The sequence below is a fragment of the Turicibacter faecis genome (assembly GCF_037076425.1).
Lineage (GTDB): Bacteria > Bacillota_I > Bacilli_A > MOL361 > Turicibacteraceae > Turicibacter > Turicibacter faecis.
On record NZ_AP028127.1, the window covers coordinates 2,049,007 to 2,067,058 of the forward strand.

15 protein-coding genes, 1 tRNA gene and 1 rRNA gene are annotated in these 18,052 nt (G+C 34.4%); 3 read left to right on the plus strand and 14 right to left on the minus strand.

All coding sequences use genetic code 11. From position 1 onward, the window contains the following. Positions 1–480 precede the first annotated feature (480 nt). The 5 genes from prfA to AACH31_RS09975 all read right to left on the minus strand — a co-directional run bounded on the left by prfA (position 481) and on the right by AACH31_RS09975 (position 6,421). Complete coding sequence (gene prfA / locus AACH31_RS09955; protein WP_161832451.1) at positions 481–1,545, minus strand: peptide chain release factor 1; 1,065 nt, start codon at positions 1,543–1,545, stop codon at positions 481–483. Positions 1,546–1,647: 102 nt separating this feature from the next. Then, positions 1,648–3,009 carry a replicative DNA helicase gene (dnaB, locus tag AACH31_RS09960; RefSeq protein ID WP_161832452.1) on the minus strand — a complete coding sequence of 454 codons (1,362 nt, stop codon included), beginning with the start codon at positions 3,007–3,009 and terminating at the stop codon, positions 1,648–1,650. Between the two features lie 47 nt (positions 3,010–3,056). Then, positions 3,057–3,500 carry a 50S ribosomal protein L9 gene (gene rplI, locus AACH31_RS09965; RefSeq protein ID WP_161832453.1) on the minus strand — a complete coding sequence of 148 codons (444 nt, stop codon included), beginning with the start codon at positions 3,498–3,500 and terminating at the stop codon, positions 3,057–3,059. Then, on the minus strand, positions 3,497–5,482 hold the full coding sequence (locus tag AACH31_RS09970) for a DHH family phosphoesterase (protein ID WP_161832454.1): 1,986 nt from the start codon (positions 5,480–5,482) through the stop codon (positions 3,497–3,499). Before AACH31_RS09970 ends, rplI begins: the two co-directional genes overlap by 4 nt. A gap of 21 nt (positions 5,483–5,503) precedes the next feature. Next, positions 5,504–6,421 (minus strand): YybS family protein, encoded by a 918-nt coding sequence (locus tag AACH31_RS09975; protein WP_262950844.1) that lies wholly within the window; start codon positions 6,419–6,421, stop codon positions 5,504–5,506. Between the two features lie 2,188 nt (positions 6,422–8,609). On the opposite strand from AACH31_RS09975, the gene AACH31_RS09980 reads away from it, so the two are divergent. Continuing rightward, positions 8,610–8,777: a hypothetical protein gene (locus AACH31_RS09980; RefSeq protein ID WP_202618810.1), complete on the plus strand. Its 168-nt coding sequence runs from the start codon at positions 8,610–8,612 to the stop codon at positions 8,775–8,777. 228 nt (positions 8,778–9,005) lie between these two features. Here AACH31_RS09980 and rpsR read toward each other — a convergent pair whose 3' ends face one another. From rpsR to ychF, 4 genes are all read right to left on the minus strand, one after another. After that, positions 9,006–9,239: a 30S ribosomal protein S18 gene (gene rpsR, locus AACH31_RS09985; RefSeq protein ID WP_006784586.1), complete on the minus strand. Its 234-nt coding sequence runs from the start codon at positions 9,237–9,239 to the stop codon at positions 9,006–9,008. Between the two features lie 46 nt (positions 9,240–9,285). Beyond that, on the minus strand, positions 9,286–9,861 hold the full coding sequence (locus AACH31_RS09990) for a single-stranded DNA-binding protein (RefSeq protein ID WP_161832856.1): 576 nt from the start codon (positions 9,859–9,861) through the stop codon (positions 9,286–9,288). A 31-nt stretch (positions 9,862–9,892) separates the two neighbouring features. Further along, positions 9,893–10,180, minus strand: coding sequence for a 30S ribosomal protein S6 (rpsF, locus tag AACH31_RS09995; protein ID WP_161832855.1), 288 nt, complete (start codon positions 10,178–10,180; stop codon positions 9,893–9,895). A 316-nt stretch (positions 10,181–10,496) separates the two neighbouring features. Next, on the minus strand, positions 10,497–11,597 hold the full coding sequence (ychF, locus tag AACH31_RS10000) for a redox-regulated ATPase YchF (protein WP_161832854.1): 1,101 nt from the start codon (positions 11,595–11,597) through the stop codon (positions 10,497–10,499). A 149-nt stretch (positions 11,598–11,746) separates the two neighbouring features. Between ychF and AACH31_RS10005 the strand changes: the two genes are divergently transcribed. Then, on the plus strand, positions 11,747–12,151 hold the full coding sequence (locus AACH31_RS10005) for an NUDIX hydrolase (RefSeq protein WP_161832853.1): 405 nt from the start codon (positions 11,747–11,749) through the stop codon (positions 12,149–12,151). 13 nt (positions 12,152–12,164) lie between these two features. Here AACH31_RS10005 and AACH31_RS10010 read toward each other — a convergent pair whose 3' ends face one another. Continuing rightward, positions 12,165–12,938 (minus strand): prepilin peptidase, encoded by a 774-nt coding sequence (locus tag AACH31_RS10010; RefSeq protein WP_262951223.1) that lies wholly within the window; start codon positions 12,936–12,938, stop codon positions 12,165–12,167. Between the two features lie 136 nt (positions 12,939–13,074). Here AACH31_RS10010 and AACH31_RS10015 point away from each other — a divergent pair, with 136 nt between their 5' ends. Next, positions 13,075–15,072: a transglycosylase domain-containing protein gene (locus tag AACH31_RS10015; RefSeq protein ID WP_161832851.1), complete on the plus strand. Its 1,998-nt coding sequence runs from the start codon at positions 13,075–13,077 to the stop codon at positions 15,070–15,072. Between the two features lie 480 nt (positions 15,073–15,552). Here AACH31_RS10015 and AACH31_RS10020 read toward each other — a convergent pair whose 3' ends face one another. The 4 genes from AACH31_RS10020 to rrf all read right to left on the minus strand — a co-directional run bounded on the left by AACH31_RS10020 (position 15,553) and on the right by rrf (position 18,030). Beyond that, complete coding sequence (locus AACH31_RS10020) at positions 15,553–16,731, minus strand: S1C family serine protease (RefSeq protein WP_161832850.1); 1,179 nt, start codon at positions 16,729–16,731, stop codon at positions 15,553–15,555. Positions 16,732–16,751: 20 nt separating this feature from the next. Beyond that, positions 16,752–17,519, minus strand: a complete 768-nt coding sequence (locus AACH31_RS10025) for a TatD family hydrolase (RefSeq protein WP_262951221.1) — start codon at positions 17,517–17,519, stop codon at positions 16,752–16,754. 317 nt (positions 17,520–17,836) lie between these two features. Further along, positions 17,837–17,910 (minus strand) — tRNA-Gly (locus tag AACH31_RS10030). Between the two features lie 11 nt (positions 17,911–17,921). Next, positions 17,922–18,030, minus strand: a 5S ribosomal RNA gene (gene rrf, locus AACH31_RS10035). Between the last annotated feature and the right edge of the window lie 22 nt (positions 18,031–18,052).

Sequence of the window (18,052 nt, forward strand, 5' to 3'; positions counted from 1 at the left end):
ACTTACGGGCATACTCTTCCCCCCATATAAAACTTTATTTCATTACTCATTTCTCTCCCCAATTTTTAAAGTTTTATTTTTCATACTCTCTCCTTATAATTCTCTCCCAAAGTATTTTAATACTTTATTTTCTCCCCAGTATGGCAAAGACTTTTTCGGAGCCTACTCTCATCCCCCCCTTGAGAGACTCGGGAGAAAGATAATCATATAATTCCCCCATTATATGATTATCCTCCTTTTAACTATAAAAGTCCCCCCTTTTATAGTTAGATTAAATTTAAAAAGCGCCCCTCCCCCGGGCGCTTTTTTTTCTGCACGTTTAAACTGAGTATTAGTTCCATCCCACACTTATCTCCCCACGCACAACAATAAACTATCCCTTCTAAATTTAAAAGCGAGGTCGACATCAATGATGTAAACCTCGCCTTTATTATCATTCAAAAAAGTTAAGTTAGCCACGGTTTATTCCCATGGTTTTAATTAATCTTGTGCAGCTAATTTACGCTTTTGTTCTTCGGTAATTAATGCTTCAATAACAGGCTCTAACTTTCCTTCCATTACTCGATCAAGCTGTTGGATTGTAAATCCAATGCGGTGATCTGTGACACGATTTTGTGGATAGTTATATGTTCTAATTTTTTCCGAACGTTCACCTGTACCAATTTTAGAACGACGTTCTTCACCCTCGGCCTCAAGGCGCTCCTGTAAAATAGAATCATAAATACGTGCTTTTAAAACTTTTAAGGCATTTGCCTTATTTTCATGTTGAGATTTTCCATCCTGACATGAAACAACAATTCCAGTAGGCACGTGAGTTAATCGTACAGCCGATTTTGTCGTATTTACAGATTGCCCACCAGGTCCTGATGAACAGAATGTATCTACACGAATATCATTCATACTTACCTCGATATCCACATCCTCAGCTTCTGGCATAACTAAAACAGTTGCTGTTGAGGTATGAATTCTTCCTTGAGATTCTGTTGCAGGAACACGTTGAACACGATGAGCACCTGATTCATATTTCATATGAGAGTAGACACTTTCACCCGAAATCATAAATTCAACTTGCGACATTCCTCCAGATTCTGAATAATCAACATTCATCACCTGGATTTTCCAACCTTTTAACTCTGAATATTTTGTATACATACGATATAAGTCTGCCGCGAAGATATTAGCCTCATCTCCTCCAGCAGCTCCTCGAATTTCTACAATTACGTTCTTTTCATCATTTGGATCTTTAGGAATTAATAAAATTTCTAAACGTTCCTCTAATGCAGGAATTTTTGGTTTTAATTCTTCTAATTCTAACTCAGCCATTTCACTAATTTCAGGGTCTGAATCTTTAACCATTTCTTTTAAATCTTCAATTGAAGCTGCAATTTCTTTATATTCAGTATATACATTAACTGTCTCTTCAAGTCCACGTTGTTCTTTTGATAACTCAGTTAACTTCTTAATATCAGTAACGATTGCAGGATCAGCCATCATCTCGTTAATTTTTTCATAACGCTCTAAGATTGCCTCTAAACGTTCAAACATAGTCAAATCCTCCTCTAATTATTCATTCCTAATTATAATATAAGTACCACCTGTCGTCAAAATGTGTTTTATATAAAGATACGATATATGGGTATTAAAACTCTAAACATTAGGAATATTTGGTGAATCTGGAACATTAACTAGATTTTCAAAACGACTTATTTCTTTTCTAAAGGCTAGTTTCACAGTTCCCACAGCACCACTACGGTGTTTAGCAAAGATAACCTCTACGATATTATCATTCAACTCAGGATCTTTCTTATAATAATCCTCACGATATAGGAAAGTAACAATATCTGCATCCTGCTCGATACTTCCAGATTCCCTTAAGTCTGACATCATTGGTCTTTTATCTTCCCTATTTTCGACCTGACGTGATAATTGGGATAAAGCAATGACAGGAATCTTGAGTTCACGAGCCATTTCCTTTAACATACGTGAAATTTCTGAGACTTCCTGTTGTCGATTACCTCCGCTTGACTTACTTCCTGATAAAAGCTGTAAATAATCAATCATAACTAGGCCAAGTCCTCTTTGTTGATGTAATTGACGGCATTTAGCACGTAACTCACCCACACGTATACCTGGTGTATCATCAATATAAATTCCTAAATTACTTAATACATCCGTTGCGATTTTCAAAGATCGCCAATCGGCCCCCTCTAAATTACCCGTTTTTAAACGGTGAGCCTCAATTCTACCCTCAGCACTTACTAAACGGGAAACTAATTGATCGGCTCCCATCTCCAGACTAAAAATAGCAACATTAATATGATTTAATTTTGCGACGTTTTGAGCAATATTCAAGGCAAACGCCGTTTTTCCCATCGCTGGACGAGCAGCAACAATAATTAAGTCATTATTTTGTAACCCGGACGTCATATGATCTAAAGCTGTAAACCCCGTTGTTAACCCAGTAACTTCCCCAGTAGATTGGGATAAACGTTCTACATTCTTAATAAAGTCAATAATAACATTATCGATTTGCTTGAAATCTGATCCTTGATTTAAACGTGCAAGTCCGGAAAATTGTTGTTCGGCTGTATCAATTAAATCCTGAGTTGAAGTTTCAGGGTCATATCCCTGTTCAATTAATCCCTGAGCACGATTAATAATTAATCTCGAAATTGATTTTTCTAAAACCATTTCAACATAATGCTCAGTGTGGGCAGTAGTCGCGACACTTTCATAAATCGTTAAAAGGTATTCCACACCACCTATTTCTGAAATCCTCTTATGATCTTGCAAATATGCAGCTACTGTCGTCACGTCTACACCTATATTTTGCTCAAGTAATGTGAGCATCGCCTCGTAAATAATACGATGGCGATGATGATAAAAATCATCTGGTTGTAATTTTAGCTTTACATCCTCACACACTTTTTCATCCAATAACATAGCGCCAAGTATTGCTTGCTCTGCATCAGTACTATGGGGCATTTGACGATTTGACGATTCTATCACAACATAACCAACTTTCTATCTAGATAATACAATTATATTTGATTTCTTTACTTCTCCTTAATTTGAACAGAAATTGTAGCAACAACCTCTGGATGTAAATGAATAGGAACACGTGCCATCCCAAGACCGCGAATTGGTTCTTCTAGCTCCATCTTACGTTTATCTAATTTAATCCCAAATTGTTTTTGAAATTCTTCTGCAATCGCCTTTGTGCTAACTGATCCAAAGACACGACCATGATCTCCAGCTTTCACTTTCACAATAACAGTCTTTTGTTCTAATTCCACTTTTAACTTTTTAGCTTCTTCTAATCGTAGCTCAGCTTGTTTCTCTTCCTCCGCCTGTTGAAGCTTTAACTTATTCATATTAGCTGGAGTTGCGTCCATGGCTTTATTTTGTTTAATTAAAAAGTTCGCAAATCCATTCGGGAAATCTTTTACTTCTCCTTTTTTACCTTTACCTTTTACATCTTCTAACATAATTACTTTCATTGAGATTCACCGCTTTCTTCTATTTCTTTTACAATAACTTCTTTTAATAATAAAACTGCATCTTGTGTACTACTACTTCGAATTTGGGTTGCTGCATTATTTAAATGCCCACCACCACCTAATTGCTCCATTAAAACTTGAACATTGACATCTCCTAACGATCGTGCACTTATACCGATATGTTGCTCGTCAATACGTGAAATAACAAATGAAGCTTTAATATTTTGAACATTTAATAATTCATCTGCTGTCTGCGCTATTTGAACCTTTTCAAGTACCAATTCATCATCCGCCGACGCAATAATAAATTCATCCTTAAATATTTCTGCTCTTTCGATTAAATGAGCCTTACTATAATAATTTTCTAACGGGGTTCTTAACAACTGCTGCACTAACTTCTCTTCCGCACCTTTTTGTTTTAATATAGCGGCGGTTTCATATGTTCGTCGCCCGGTATGATAAGAAAATCTTCGCGTATCCACAATAATTCCCGCTAGCATAATGGATGCTTCTAATGGAGTCATTTTAATTTTTTGTGAATAGTAATCAAACATATCCACAACTAATTCAACGGTTGAAGAAGCATATGGTTCTGCAAATGATAATACCGAATCAATAACATTTACACCTCGTCGATGATGATCAAATACCGCGATTTTCTTTGCTTTTGGCAGTAAAGCTGGCTCTATAACCATTTTAGGATCCTGCGTATCTGCTACAACGAGTAATGTATTTTTCGTCATTAATTCAATTGCCATCTCACTTGAAATAAAATACTTCTTAAGATTTTCATCTTTAAATATTTCATCCACAAAGTTTTTAGCTGTCTTATCTAACTCCTCTAATTTTAAAACGATATAAGCTTCTTTTTTTGATGCAATTCCCATGCGTAACAATCCAATACTTGCCCCGATTGCGTCAACATCTGGATACCTGTGCCCCATAATAATTACACGGTCACTATCTCGAACCAAACGTTCATACGCCTGTGCGTTAACCCGAGCACGGACACGGTTTCTTTTTTCTACTGGATTCGTCTTTCCACCATAGAATAAGAACTTATCATCGGTCGCAATCTTAATCGCTACTTGGTCTCCACCCCGACTTAAAGCTAAATCTAGCATATAATTAGCTTGTTGACCTAATTCCGAAAAACTATCGTAACCCGTTGCCAATCCAATACTAATCGTCAACATTACATCCTTCTCTTTAGCAGCTTCACGTACTTTATCAATAATTGTAAATTTCGTTTCACGCAATTGCTGCAAAACAACCGATGGCATCATTAATATAAATCGATCTGTTGCCGTTGCTCGAATATATATTTTATGTTTATCGGCCCACTGCATAATGATAGAAACTATCTTTCCGTGAAACTCACTCTTTTCTTGCTCATTCAAATTATGAAAAACCTCATCATAATTATCCATAACCAACATTCCTATAACAGGATGTTCATTTTGATATTTTTGCGAAAGCGTCGTATACTCAGTATCATTCGTAAAGTACATTAACCTCTCATTTTTCATATGTAACACGCGATATGTTTCCTGATTGATAGTTACACTAAATTTTTCGTCGTCACTAAGAGCACGATTATATAACTGTTCACTCAGATGCGTTAATCCCTTATCGTGCAAATCCTGATTGAAAATCTGTTTTAAATAGGTATTAAACCATACAACTTCATAGGCATCATCATATAGAAGAATTCCAACTGGTAATTGATTAAATGCAGTTTCTCCAGCATGTTTCACTCGATATGAAATAGACTCAATCCTTTTCAACACATTTTCCTTATAGTGAAAATATGCGTTCAATCGATAAATTATATCCCCTACAAAGTATAGGAAAATAATAAGCGAAATGACATCTGATCGATAGTAGGCATATCCCCCACTCAATATTAAAAACACAGTAGAAATCGCCATGTATCCCAGATGATCTTGATACTCATCTAGCCACTTCCTCAATTTCTTCACCATATCACCTCATTTCAATAACTAATTCTCTAAAACCAATTTATCACGATAGTTGAAAAAGGCATCCATTATTCCTAACATCTCAATAAATATGGAAAACCCTAATAGTAACATTAGAATAACTGTAAGAATACCTAGTCCAATTTTAGAGCGAGACTTAAAATATAATAGAACAACAATAATTCCCTGCAAAACGTATAACATATTAATTATGGCCATAACATTAATCAAAATATAATCTACTGTTGGGATAGATAAAACAGTTTTTATAAGTTGACCAATGACTAAAACTATAATTAATGTAGGTCCTACCTGAATATTATGTATATTCTGTTTCTTAAATTTCAAAGGGGAAATACCCAGTTTTTTTAAAATCAAAATGGCAACCGTATCACTCAAAAAAACGGACATCGTCCCCATTAAAATTACAATCGTCGGAAATAGTGTCGCCATCAAATCTATAGAACGTTGTAACTCCTCTATAATAGCCGTATAGTCACTAGGTAACGTATTAGCTATAGATTGAATCATAACCTCTATTTCTCCTGTCATCTGCGTGACGGATTCTTTAACATTTAAGCCACTAACAAAATAAATCGTAATTGGGAATGAAAGAACCGAAATAATTACCGCATTCAAGATACGTTGCCAATACGGCCAACTTTTAACCATACCAATACCAATAATGGTCCCCATTACCCCGTAATTTAATGTCGTTATTACACCATAAATTGAACCAAATAAAAAAGTCCCACAAAAACATCCAATAAATAATAACAATATATCCCGAATACGGCCTACAGTTACGGAGTAGATAATAATAGGGATAGGTAATAGAATTGACATGATCGTTGGAAAAACTCCTATATTGTATAAAACAAATAAAAGCATATACATAGAGAGCATAACCGCGGCATTAGTGAGTGACCTTATCTTCATCTAAAAACTCCCTTCATAAATGCCAATTACCTCCTCTATTATACCACAATTTAGGATAATTACTATTCTCTTCTCAAATCATTAAATTTTGTAAAAATTGTCTAAACCATTATATTTTACTTATTCAAAAAATACGCGCTTGAATAATATATTATTGAAATGAGGGTTCTTAAAAGACTTCATTTCAACAAATTTAATAACATCCATTTCACCATTATATACATTACTAAAAAAATATTTCATATAAAAATTTAATCAAACGATATAAAAAATTTATTAATTAAATAATATATCCTCCTACGCTAATCTATAGTTTATTTACTACAACTTCTAAATTATACATCATCAATTTAACAATCCTCCATTCAAACCTACTAGATAACATTTAACACCCATTCGTTTGATTAAATAAATAGAATATTTAATGACTAACATACTCTAATTATTATAGCCTACTATCAATGACAATAAACATTAAAAAATTATAATAAACTACACATAAAGCTACCTATCCAACATACCCTAACCACTACATTCCCCCTATCCACACCATAAATCCTACATTCATTTACTCTAAGACATTTACTATAATCTGACCACTCTCTAACTATTATTCCCTCTATCCACACCATAAATCCTACATTCATTTACTCTAAGACATTTACTATAATCTGACCACTCTCTAACTATCATTCCCTCTATCCACATCATAAAACTTACATCCATTCATCCCAATCCCTTTACCAAACTCTAACCACTCTCTAACTATCATTCCCTCTATCCACACCATAAATCCTACATTCATTTACTCTAAGACATTTACTATAATCTAACCACTCTCTAACTATCAATCCCCCTATTCACACCATAAATCCTACATTCATTTACTCTAAGACATTTACCAAATTCTAACCACTCTCTAACTATCATTCTCTCTATCCACACCATAAATCCTACATTCATTTACTCTAAGACATTTACTATAATCTAACCACTCTCTAACTATCAATCCCCCTATTCACACCATAAATCCTACATTCATTTACTCTAAGACATTTACTATAATCTGACCACTCTCTAACTATCATTCCCCCTATTCACACCATAAATCCTACATTCATTTACTCTAAGACATTTACTATAATCTGACCACTCTCTAACTATCATTCCCTCTATCCACATCATAAATCCTACATTCATTTACTCTAAGACATTTACTATAATCTAACCACTCTCTAACTATCAATCCCCCTATTCACACCATAAATCCTACATTCATTTACTCTAAGACATTTACTATAATCTGACCACTCTCTAACTATCAATCCCCCTATTCACACCATAAATCCTACATTCATTTACTCTAAGACATTTACTATAATCTAACCACTCTCTAACTATCATTCTCTCTATCCACACCATAAAACTTACATCCATTCATCCAATCCCTTTACCAAATTCTAACCACTCTCTAACTATCATTCTCTCTATCCACACCATAAATCCTACATTCATTTACTCTAAGACATTTACTATAATCTAACCACTCTCTAACTATCATTCCCTCTATCCACATCATAAAACTTACATCCATTCATCCCAATCCCTTTACCAAACTCTAACCACTCTCTAACTATCATTCTCTCTATCCACATCATAAAACTTACATCCATTCATCCCAATCCCTTTACCAAACTCTAACCACTCTCTAACTATCATTCCCCCTATACACACCATAAAATTTACATCCATATGATAGAAAAGCACAAAAGATTTATAGAAAAAACTCTGTATAAGCCTATCACAATTTTAAGTGTGTGAATTAAATATTCTAATAAACTAACCTTTAAAAATATCATCAACACCATTTAAATAAAAAAGATGATTTCAGTAAAATTCTAAAATCATCTTTTTTATTTATATTAACCATAAATGTTCCTTCTGGGTATCTAACACCATCTCACGAAATTCATCATAAATTAAATCTTCAAATCAACTCATCATCACATGCACACAAGTCAGCAATTAATGCCTATAGCAAGGATATAAAACAAGAAAGATATGTGTATTTAACTGAAGATAAACTATTTTTTATTTTTATGGAGAATAGCTTATTTTTTTATCTTTTTAGGTATATAATAAATATCGTAATTTATTATATATATCCTATTATAGGGGGGAACTAGCTATGGAAAATAAAAATTCATATAATCCATTCCGACTATTGAGTGATGTACATTTAACAGAAGATATGAGTTGCTGTACGGACACTTACTTACTAGATCGATCTACAATGAAATGTGAAGAACAAAGTAAGCAGATGTCTGTTAGTCAGTCAGAAGAAAACGAAAAATAAAACTATACCGTCACCTATTAAATTATAAAAAGCCACTTCCTAACGGAAGCGGCTTTTTACTTCAATCTCTTTTAATAATTGGGCCCTAATGTAAATATCTCAAAATGAGACTTGCTAGAAGAAATATATATTTCTTTTACATTATCTAGCAATTAATAAAGATTAGTTGGTTAGTATGTGATAAAAAAGGGCGCGATGCCGCGCCAATTTGTAAACAATGTGTTATTACTATTCAGCAGAGAATGGTAATAATGCCATGTGACGAGCACGTTTAATAGCAACTGTTAATTCACGTTGGTATTTAGCGCTTGTTCCTGTTACACGACGAGGTAAGATTTTTCCACGATCAGATACAAAACGTTTTAATAAATCTACATCTTTATAGTCGATTTTCGTAATTTTGTTTGTAGTGAAATAGCAAACTTTACGACGACGACGTCCTCCACGACGGAATTGAGCCATGATAGTTCCTCCTAACATCTTTTAAAGTAATAGTTAATAATTTATTTTAAAATGGTAAATCATCATCTGAAATATTAATTGTTGAGCTAAAATCCGGCTCACTATTAAAATTTGATCCTGGATTAGCAAAACCTTGATCTACACTTTGAGTGGCTCCAAATGGATTTCCTCCACCATAATTATTAGGTGTTGGTGCTTGTTGTGGGAATGATGGTGTTCCACCATATCCACCTCCAAATGGATTTCCTCCACTAAAATCGTGAGATGGTTGAGTTCCAAAGTTTCCACGATCAGCAGTTGCCGAACGAGGTTCTAAGAATTGAACGCTATCACACACAACATCTGTTGTGTACCGCATAGATCCATCCTGAGCTTGATAGCTACCTGTTTCTATACGTCCTTCAACACCAATTAAAGAACCTTTACGTAAAAACTTCGCCATATTCTCAGCTTGGCTTCGCCATGCTACACAATTAATGAAGTCTGCTTGACGTTCTCCATTTTGACTAGTGAAAGTACGATTAACCGCAATACTAAATCGCAAATTAGCGATTCCATTAGTCGTATACTTTAGTTCTGGATCACGTGTTAATCGCCCTACTAAAACAACGCGATTAATCATTTATATCACCCTCACTTAGTACTTTATAATCTTAAGCTTCTTCTTTGATTGCGATGTAACGAATAACATCTTCGCTAATTCCAGCTAAACGATCAAATTCGTTTTTCGCTTCGATTGAAGAATTAACTGTCATTACAACGTAGTAACCTTTTGTGAAATCTTCGATAGCATATGCTAAATCACGCATACCCCACTCTTTTGTTTCAACGATTTCCGCACCCATATTAGTGAACATGTTTTGGAAGTTTGTGATTACTGCTTTGCGCCCTTCCTCTTCTAAGTTTGGACGAACGATATACATAATTTCGTATTTTCTCATTATATTGCACCTCCTCTTGGTCTAGACGGCCCATTATCGGGCAAGGAGTAATAGTCATATTACTCACAGTCATAAATTATAACACTAGTTTAAACTAATTGCAATACAAATTATTTTATTATACGGCAATATATTTATAAAACTAGTTTTATACGTATCAATATCAAAAAAATAAGCACAACTCTAAAGCAGTGCCTATTTTACAAAGCCCATCATTAAATTCATGTTGTTTTATCGTAGATGCTATTTAATGATGAACTATTAATAGTATGAGATATTTATTTCTCTTTTATACACGAATATAAACAAAATATTTTTAAACGTTAAAACGGAATAACATAACGTCACCATCTTGAACAATATACTGTTTTCCTTCTAATCGATATCGTCCTGCCTCACGTGCCGCTTGCTCTGAACCGTATTTTACTAAATCATCATATGAAACTGTTTCAGCTCGAATGAATCCACGTTCAAAATCACTATGAATAACCCCTGCACATTGAGGAGCAGTCATTCCTTTAATAAACGTCCATGCACGAACTTCCTGCACACCCGCAGTAAAATAAGTAGCTAATCCTAACAAATCATAGGCGGCTCTAATTAACTGGTCCAAACCACTTTCTTTTATTCCTAATTCTTCTAAAAATGCTGACTTTTCATCATCATCTAATTGTGAAATCTCTTCCTCAATACGCGCACAAACTTTGATGACTTTAGCCCCTTCACGTGCGGCATACTCTTGTAATGCCTTTACATGCTCGTTATCCTCATCACTCATTAAATCTTCTTCACCTACATTCGCAACATAAAGAATTGGTTTTAACGTTAGCAATTGTAAATGTTTAATTGTTTGGATATCATCGGCATCTAACTCTAACGCACGTGCCGGTAACTCTTGATCAAATCCAGCTTTAACCTTTTCTAATACCGCTTGTTCGGCCTTAGCTGCCTTATCACCTGATTTAGCCTGTTTCGCTAAGCGACCTAAACGACGGTCAACCTGTTCCATATCGGCTAAAATTAACTCTAGGTTAATTACCTCTACGTCACGAATTGGGTCTACTGATCCCTCAACATGAATAATATTCCCGTCCTCGAAACAACGAACGACTTGTGTAATAGCATCCACTTCTCGGATATTAGCTAAAAATTTATTTCCTAACCCTTCCCCATTACTAGCTCCACGGACTAATCCAGCAATATCGGTAAATTCAAATGTAGTTGGAACTGTTTTTTTAGGACTCACTAATTCAGTAAGTTTATTTAAACGCTCATCTGGGACCTCAACCACACCCACATTCGGGTCAATTGTCGCAAATGGGTAATTAGCTGCTTCAATTCCTGCCTGAGTTATTGCATTAAATAAAGTTGATTTCCCAACATTAGGTAAACCAACGATTCCAGCTGTTAATGCCAATTTTTCCACATCCTTTTATATTAATCGTATTCATATCGTTATTATTTTACACTATTTTAATCAGTTTAGCAAAATGATCTCATATTATGACATCTTTTTATTATAGAAAACATATACTGAGTTAACATTTACTGAAAGGTTGTGGATATATGGCGCAAATTCACTTTTCTGTTAAAGGATTAATTATTAAAGATAAAAAATTTTTAGTTCTTCATAAAGTTAGTCCACGGTGTGAGTACTTTGATTTACCAGGCGGAAAAATGAAAAATAACGAAAGTGCAGAAGAAACTCTTCAACGTGAAATATTAGAGGAAACATCCCTTTTAATTAAACCAATAAGCGTATTACACCAATGGGACTTTGTTAACCAGGACTATTTAATAATGGGGATTATTTATTTATGCCAGCCTCTTACAGAAGAAATACAGTTATCAGAAGAACATGATTATTATGAATGGATTCCCTTAAATGAAGAATCTATTCAGTCCTTAACCCCCTCATTAGCAAATGCAATGTCACATTTAAATTTGGATAATGTTAAAACCATCAATTAATGCTGATGGTTTTTTAATAAAATAATTTTATGTAAACTTCTAAAAATGTTTCTCCCTGAAATAAACAAAAATATGCCGAAGCAGCAATAAAGGGACCAAACGTTAAGGGAGTACGATTATTGCCTCGTCGAAATATACAGCAATAAATTAGTGCGAGTATCGTAGATAATAATAATGATATAAATGTACACCTGATTCCTAAAACTAAACCAACTAACCCATATAACTTAATATCTCCACCTCCTAGTGCCTCCTTTTTAAATAGGAATTTTCCAACTATACTAATTACATAAAAAATTAAAAAAGTCCCTCCCCCCTCTATTAATCTATAAAAAATATTACAACTTGAAAAAAAAGAATATCCGGCTACGAGTAGAATGAAGAAAAAAATCAAAACCTTATCTAAAATTAATTGAAAATAACAATCAGACACCGTAATTACTATTAATAAAGATAAAAATATCCATGCTATATAAATTTCTCCTGAAAAAAATCCTAAACTTCCATAATGATGTAGTGGTAACAAAAATAATAATCCAGATAATATTTCTATAATAAGATGAAAAAAAGGAATAGATTGTTGACAGTGTCTACACCTTCCACGTAAAAAAATGTAGGATACTACCGGAACGAGATCAAACCCGGTCAAAGAAGTGTGACAATGTTGACAAAAGGAACGTGAATTCATCCAATTTAATTGCAGTGGCATTCTATATCCAACAACATGGTAAAAAGAACCTAAAATCGTTCCGATGATAAACGTTAAAACATAGATATTATAATTCATAAAACACCTCCTATATTAAATTACGTCAACAGAACGTAATTTCCTTTTTTAACTTAAAAAAACATTAATGTATATTTATTCCTATTTATGTAAATATTTTTATTTAGGATGGACAAAATAAAATGGAGGTGAGTTTATGAAATTATCAAAAAAAATATCTGCATTCTTTAAGTCAAAATATACTCAGGTTACCGCAGTCATCTGCCTAGAATTAATTGCAATTATGTGTCTAACCGTATACCAATACTTCAAATACCTCCCCGCACCGGACATTAACGTTAATACAACCATTACATTCTACGATTCAAAAGGAGAAGTTTTCTTAGAGAAGACATATCCCAAAGATCAACATTGGGTTAGTCTCGATGAAATTTCACCTTATGTTATTAATGGTTTTATAGCAACGGAGGACCGAAACTTTTACGATCACTTTGGGTTTGACCCTCTTCGTATGGCAAAAGCAGTAATCACTAACCTTACCACAGGAACGCGAGCGCAGGGCGCCTCAACCATTACTCAACAATATGCACGAAACTTATACTTAAGCTTTGAAAAAACATGGTCAAGAAAAATTAAAGAGGCCTTTTATACCATTCGTCTTGAACTCGGATATGATAAGGACACTATACTCGAAGGATACTTAAATACTATTAACTTTGGGCATGGAAATTACGGTATAGAAGATGCATCACTCTATTACTTCGGTAAACATGCAAATGAATTATCACTTGCCGAAGCCTCGATATTAGTTGGTATTCCAAAGGGACCCACCTATTATTCACCCATTAAAAACCCCGAAAACTCTTCGAACCGCCAAAAGATTGTTTTAAAGTCTATGTTAGATGAAAACTATATTAGCGTGGAAGATTATGAACATGCCCTAAAAAGTGATCCCGTTGTAATTGGTGAAATCCCTGGGGATGTTGACTATGAGGCCCCTTATTACGTCGACGCTGTTCTAGCCGAGGTCGATCACTTATTAGATGGCCAAACGAGTTCCTACCGAAACTTAAATATTTATACTACACTGGATCAGGAAATACAAAGTCAAGTAAATAAATCTATTGTTCAAAATGTAAAAGATTTAGACGTTCAGACAGCCGTTATTGTTATGGAACCTTCTACCGGATACGTTAAGGCTTTATCTGGAGGAAATAATTATGAGGAATCACAATATAATCGTGCACTCTATAGTGAGCGTCAGATAGGATCATTAATGAAACCTTTTCTATATTATGCCGCCCTAGAGTATGGATTTAACCCGTCGACAACATTTATGAACGAACCCACAACATTTACCTACAACGGAGGAAAAGATTCCTATACACCAAATAACTATAATAGTTCATATGCTTATAAAAGTATTCCAATGGCGAATGCTCTCGCTGTTTCAGATAATATTTATGCCGTAAAAACTCATACGTTTCTTGGATTAGATGTGCTTCCAAAAACGACTAAACGATTTGGAATTTCAGCTAATATTCCTAGTATTCCTTCTGCAGCTCTTGGTGTTGAACCTGTAAATATTATGGAGATGGCTGAAGCCTACAGTATATTCGCTAATAATGGAAAATCCGTAAATAGAAAATTTATTACCTCTATCACGGATGACCGTGGATTTCTCGTCTATTCTGATACTAAGACAGAACAAAAGCAAATCCTGGATAAAACTAAAACTTATATTATGAATGAAATGATGACCGGAATGTTTAATTTACAACAAAATAATCATTTATCTATAACCGGTCTATCTATTATTCAAAACTTAACTCATCAATATGCAGGTAAAAGTGGATCGACAAATACCGATTCCTGGATGATTGGATACACTCCCGAACTTTTAACAACAGTATGGACGGGATATGATCAGGGTAGAACGTTGGATGGAGTTGAAGTTAACCACTATGCTAAAAATATATGGTCTGAGGTAATGGAAAACTCGTTAAAAAACACTCAAACAGAATGGTTTGAAAAACCTAAAAACGTGGTTGCTGTCAAAATCGATCCTACAACGGGTTATCTAGCGTCGGAAGAATGCAAAAATAAAGTAACACTTTATTATGAAAAGAATAATGTCCCGTCTATTTCATGTGAGGACCATTATCATAAAAGTTCACTTACAGTTAGTCAGTAGTATTTATCGTACGAAAAGCATTTAGGAAAAATTAAATACCCAGAGAAGTACATTAAAAGGACTAAATACGTTGGAAATCGTGTTTAGTCCTTTTAATCTTTGTTATTCTATTGCTAATAAAAAGAAAATTCACTCATCATTGTATGTATTAACGATAGTAGGCCTCAATTAGAATATAACAAGTACTAATACATCCCCCTTGATTGCCTCCCCTCTGCTTTAACAGATTTATTGAGGTAAAATTTAATGACATAATACCTTTATTCCGTATAATAAGGAGAGTTGGGATGAATCATTTTTAACTATATAATAAAAGTACCTTCATCATAGACTTTAAGACATTTCTATCATCATCGATAGTATTGCTTCTCTTCTTTTGTCTACAATGAAGGTACTCTATCAGTTTTAATTCCCTATTATTTCAAACACTAGACAAAAGGGAATAACCGATTTAATGTCAGAGGTCACAAGAGTATTGATTTATGAAGACACCTTATCTTTATCGGCTGGTGCAACAGTTGCCGATAAAGTCGTAGTTTTTCCATCTTGAATAACCGTTAATTCTAGTTTGTCTCCCTCTCTCATAAGGTATAATTTTTTTCTAAAGGCCATCGTATCCTCTACTTCCTCGCCATTAATAGCCGTAACAATATCACCTGCTTTTAATCCCATTTTCTCAGCAATTCCACCTTCAAAAACTTCATAAATAAAAACTCCGGTTTTTTGATCTGTTGGAATTTTAAGCATTTCTTTTAGACGATCAGGAATCATTCCCATCTCTTGAATATATACCCCTAATTGTGGACGACGAACCTCTCCGTAATTTTCTAAATCTGTAATGATAGGAATCGCAACATATGTAGGAATTGAAAATGACATCCCTTCAACAGAACTTGTCGCAATCTTCATTGAATTAATCCCTACTATTTTTCCATCTAAGTTAATGAGCGCCCCACCACTATTACCTGGATTAATTGCAGTATCTGTTTGTAAAACTGTCATTTCCCAGTCGTCAACCTTATCATTATTTAAATCCACGGCAATGACACGATCCTGTCCTGAAACAATCCCTGATGTGGCAGATCCTGCAAAATCTAATCCTAGTGGATTACCAATTGCAATAACAGTTTGACCTACCTTTAAATCCTCAGTATTGCCAAACTCGGCGACTGTATCAACCTTAGCATCACTTACCTTTAATACTGCCAAATCCGTATAAATATCTCCCCCAATTAGAGTAGCTTCTGCATGTTCCCCATTCGAAAAAACAACCTCAAAATAGTCTCCCTTATCTATAACGTGTTGATTAGTTACAATATAGGCATCTTTTCCATCCTTTTTGTAAATAATTCCTGATCCCTCACCTTGAGTCGCATTATTAGCGAAATTTACAACCCCTACAATAGCAGGAGAAACCTTATTGATTGCCTCAATACGTGCCTCCTCCTGTGTAACAACCTGACGTTCAACGACGTTTTGAACAACTTGAGAATTTCCATTTGACTCTGTTAAATTATCAAGCGCAGCGGTACTTCCATTCTTCAGCGACTTTTCCTGATAATAATTATTTATAAAGAAGACACTCCATGCAGTAATTAACCCCGTTATTAATATTACTGCACAGGTATATGAAACTTTTCCAACATTAATTTTTTTCATTCTATATCCACCTTTCAAATTTAAACAATATTAAATAGTTGGCATGCATTAAAGGTTGTTTGTTTCGCGACCTTCTCATCCGATATATTTTTAAGCTCTGCTATCTTTTTGGCAACCATCGAGACATATGCAGGCTCATTCCGTGTTCCCCTATATGGATGCGGAGTTAAATAGGGAGCATCCGTTTCGATTAATAAATCTTCTAGTGGAATATGGGTAGCAACTTCTTGTGCCCTTCTACCATTTGTAAAAGTGACAGGACCACCTAAAGATATTTTAAAATTTAGATTAATAAAGCTCCGTGCCATTTCAATACTACCACTATAACAGTGCATGACACCCCCTATTACATCAACACTATTCTCTTTCAAAATATCATAAGTATCCTGTATTGAATCACGAGTATGAATAATTAGGGGTTTATTTATCTCTTTAGCTAATTGAATTTGCTTCACAAACACCTCTTTCTGTATATCTACAGGAGAAGTATCCCAATGATAATCAAGACCACATTCACCCACAGCAACTACTTTAGAGTGATTTAGCTGCTCCTTTAATTGGTCAAATAATTCATCCGTTAAATAAATTGCATCAACTGGATGCCATCCCACTGCAGCATAAATAAATTCATACTTTTCTGCTAGCTCAATAGCACGTTGGTTCGAAACTTGATCATATCCAACAACCAACATATACTTTACCCCTTCATTTTTGGCCCTATCAATTACCTCCACTAAATCATCCATATATTTTTTATCATTTAAATGTACATGAGTATCAAAAAGCACAGTATCACCTATTTCTTCCTAAATCACAATTTATATTTTCTACACTACTCTATCATAGGATAAAGTTTCGGACATTCTATGATACGTATTTATAAATACTGTAGAAAATACGTTCTCTTTTTATTATACCAAAACTTAATTTTTTTATTAGAAAATAAAGATAAAAATACATATAAGTTCCAGTTATTTTGTATTCCATAAAATTTCTGCCTCAGGAGCACTTAAGATATTTTCCAAAAATAATAAAAATAAGGCCAACTTATATCTTTATTCTTGATAAATAAAAAAAACATCCCGAAGGATGTTGATCGGCTATTTGGAGCGGGTGAAGAGAATCGAACTCTCACAGTCAGCTTGGAAGGCTGAAGTTCTACCATTAAACTACACCCGCATTTTTTTATGGCCTAGCGACGTCCTACTCTCGCACTTGCGTACTACCCTCGGCGCTAAGGAGCTTAACTTCTGTGTTCGGTATGGGAACAGGTGTGCCCTCCTTGCCCTTATCACTAGACCTTCTGTCAGATCTTATCAAT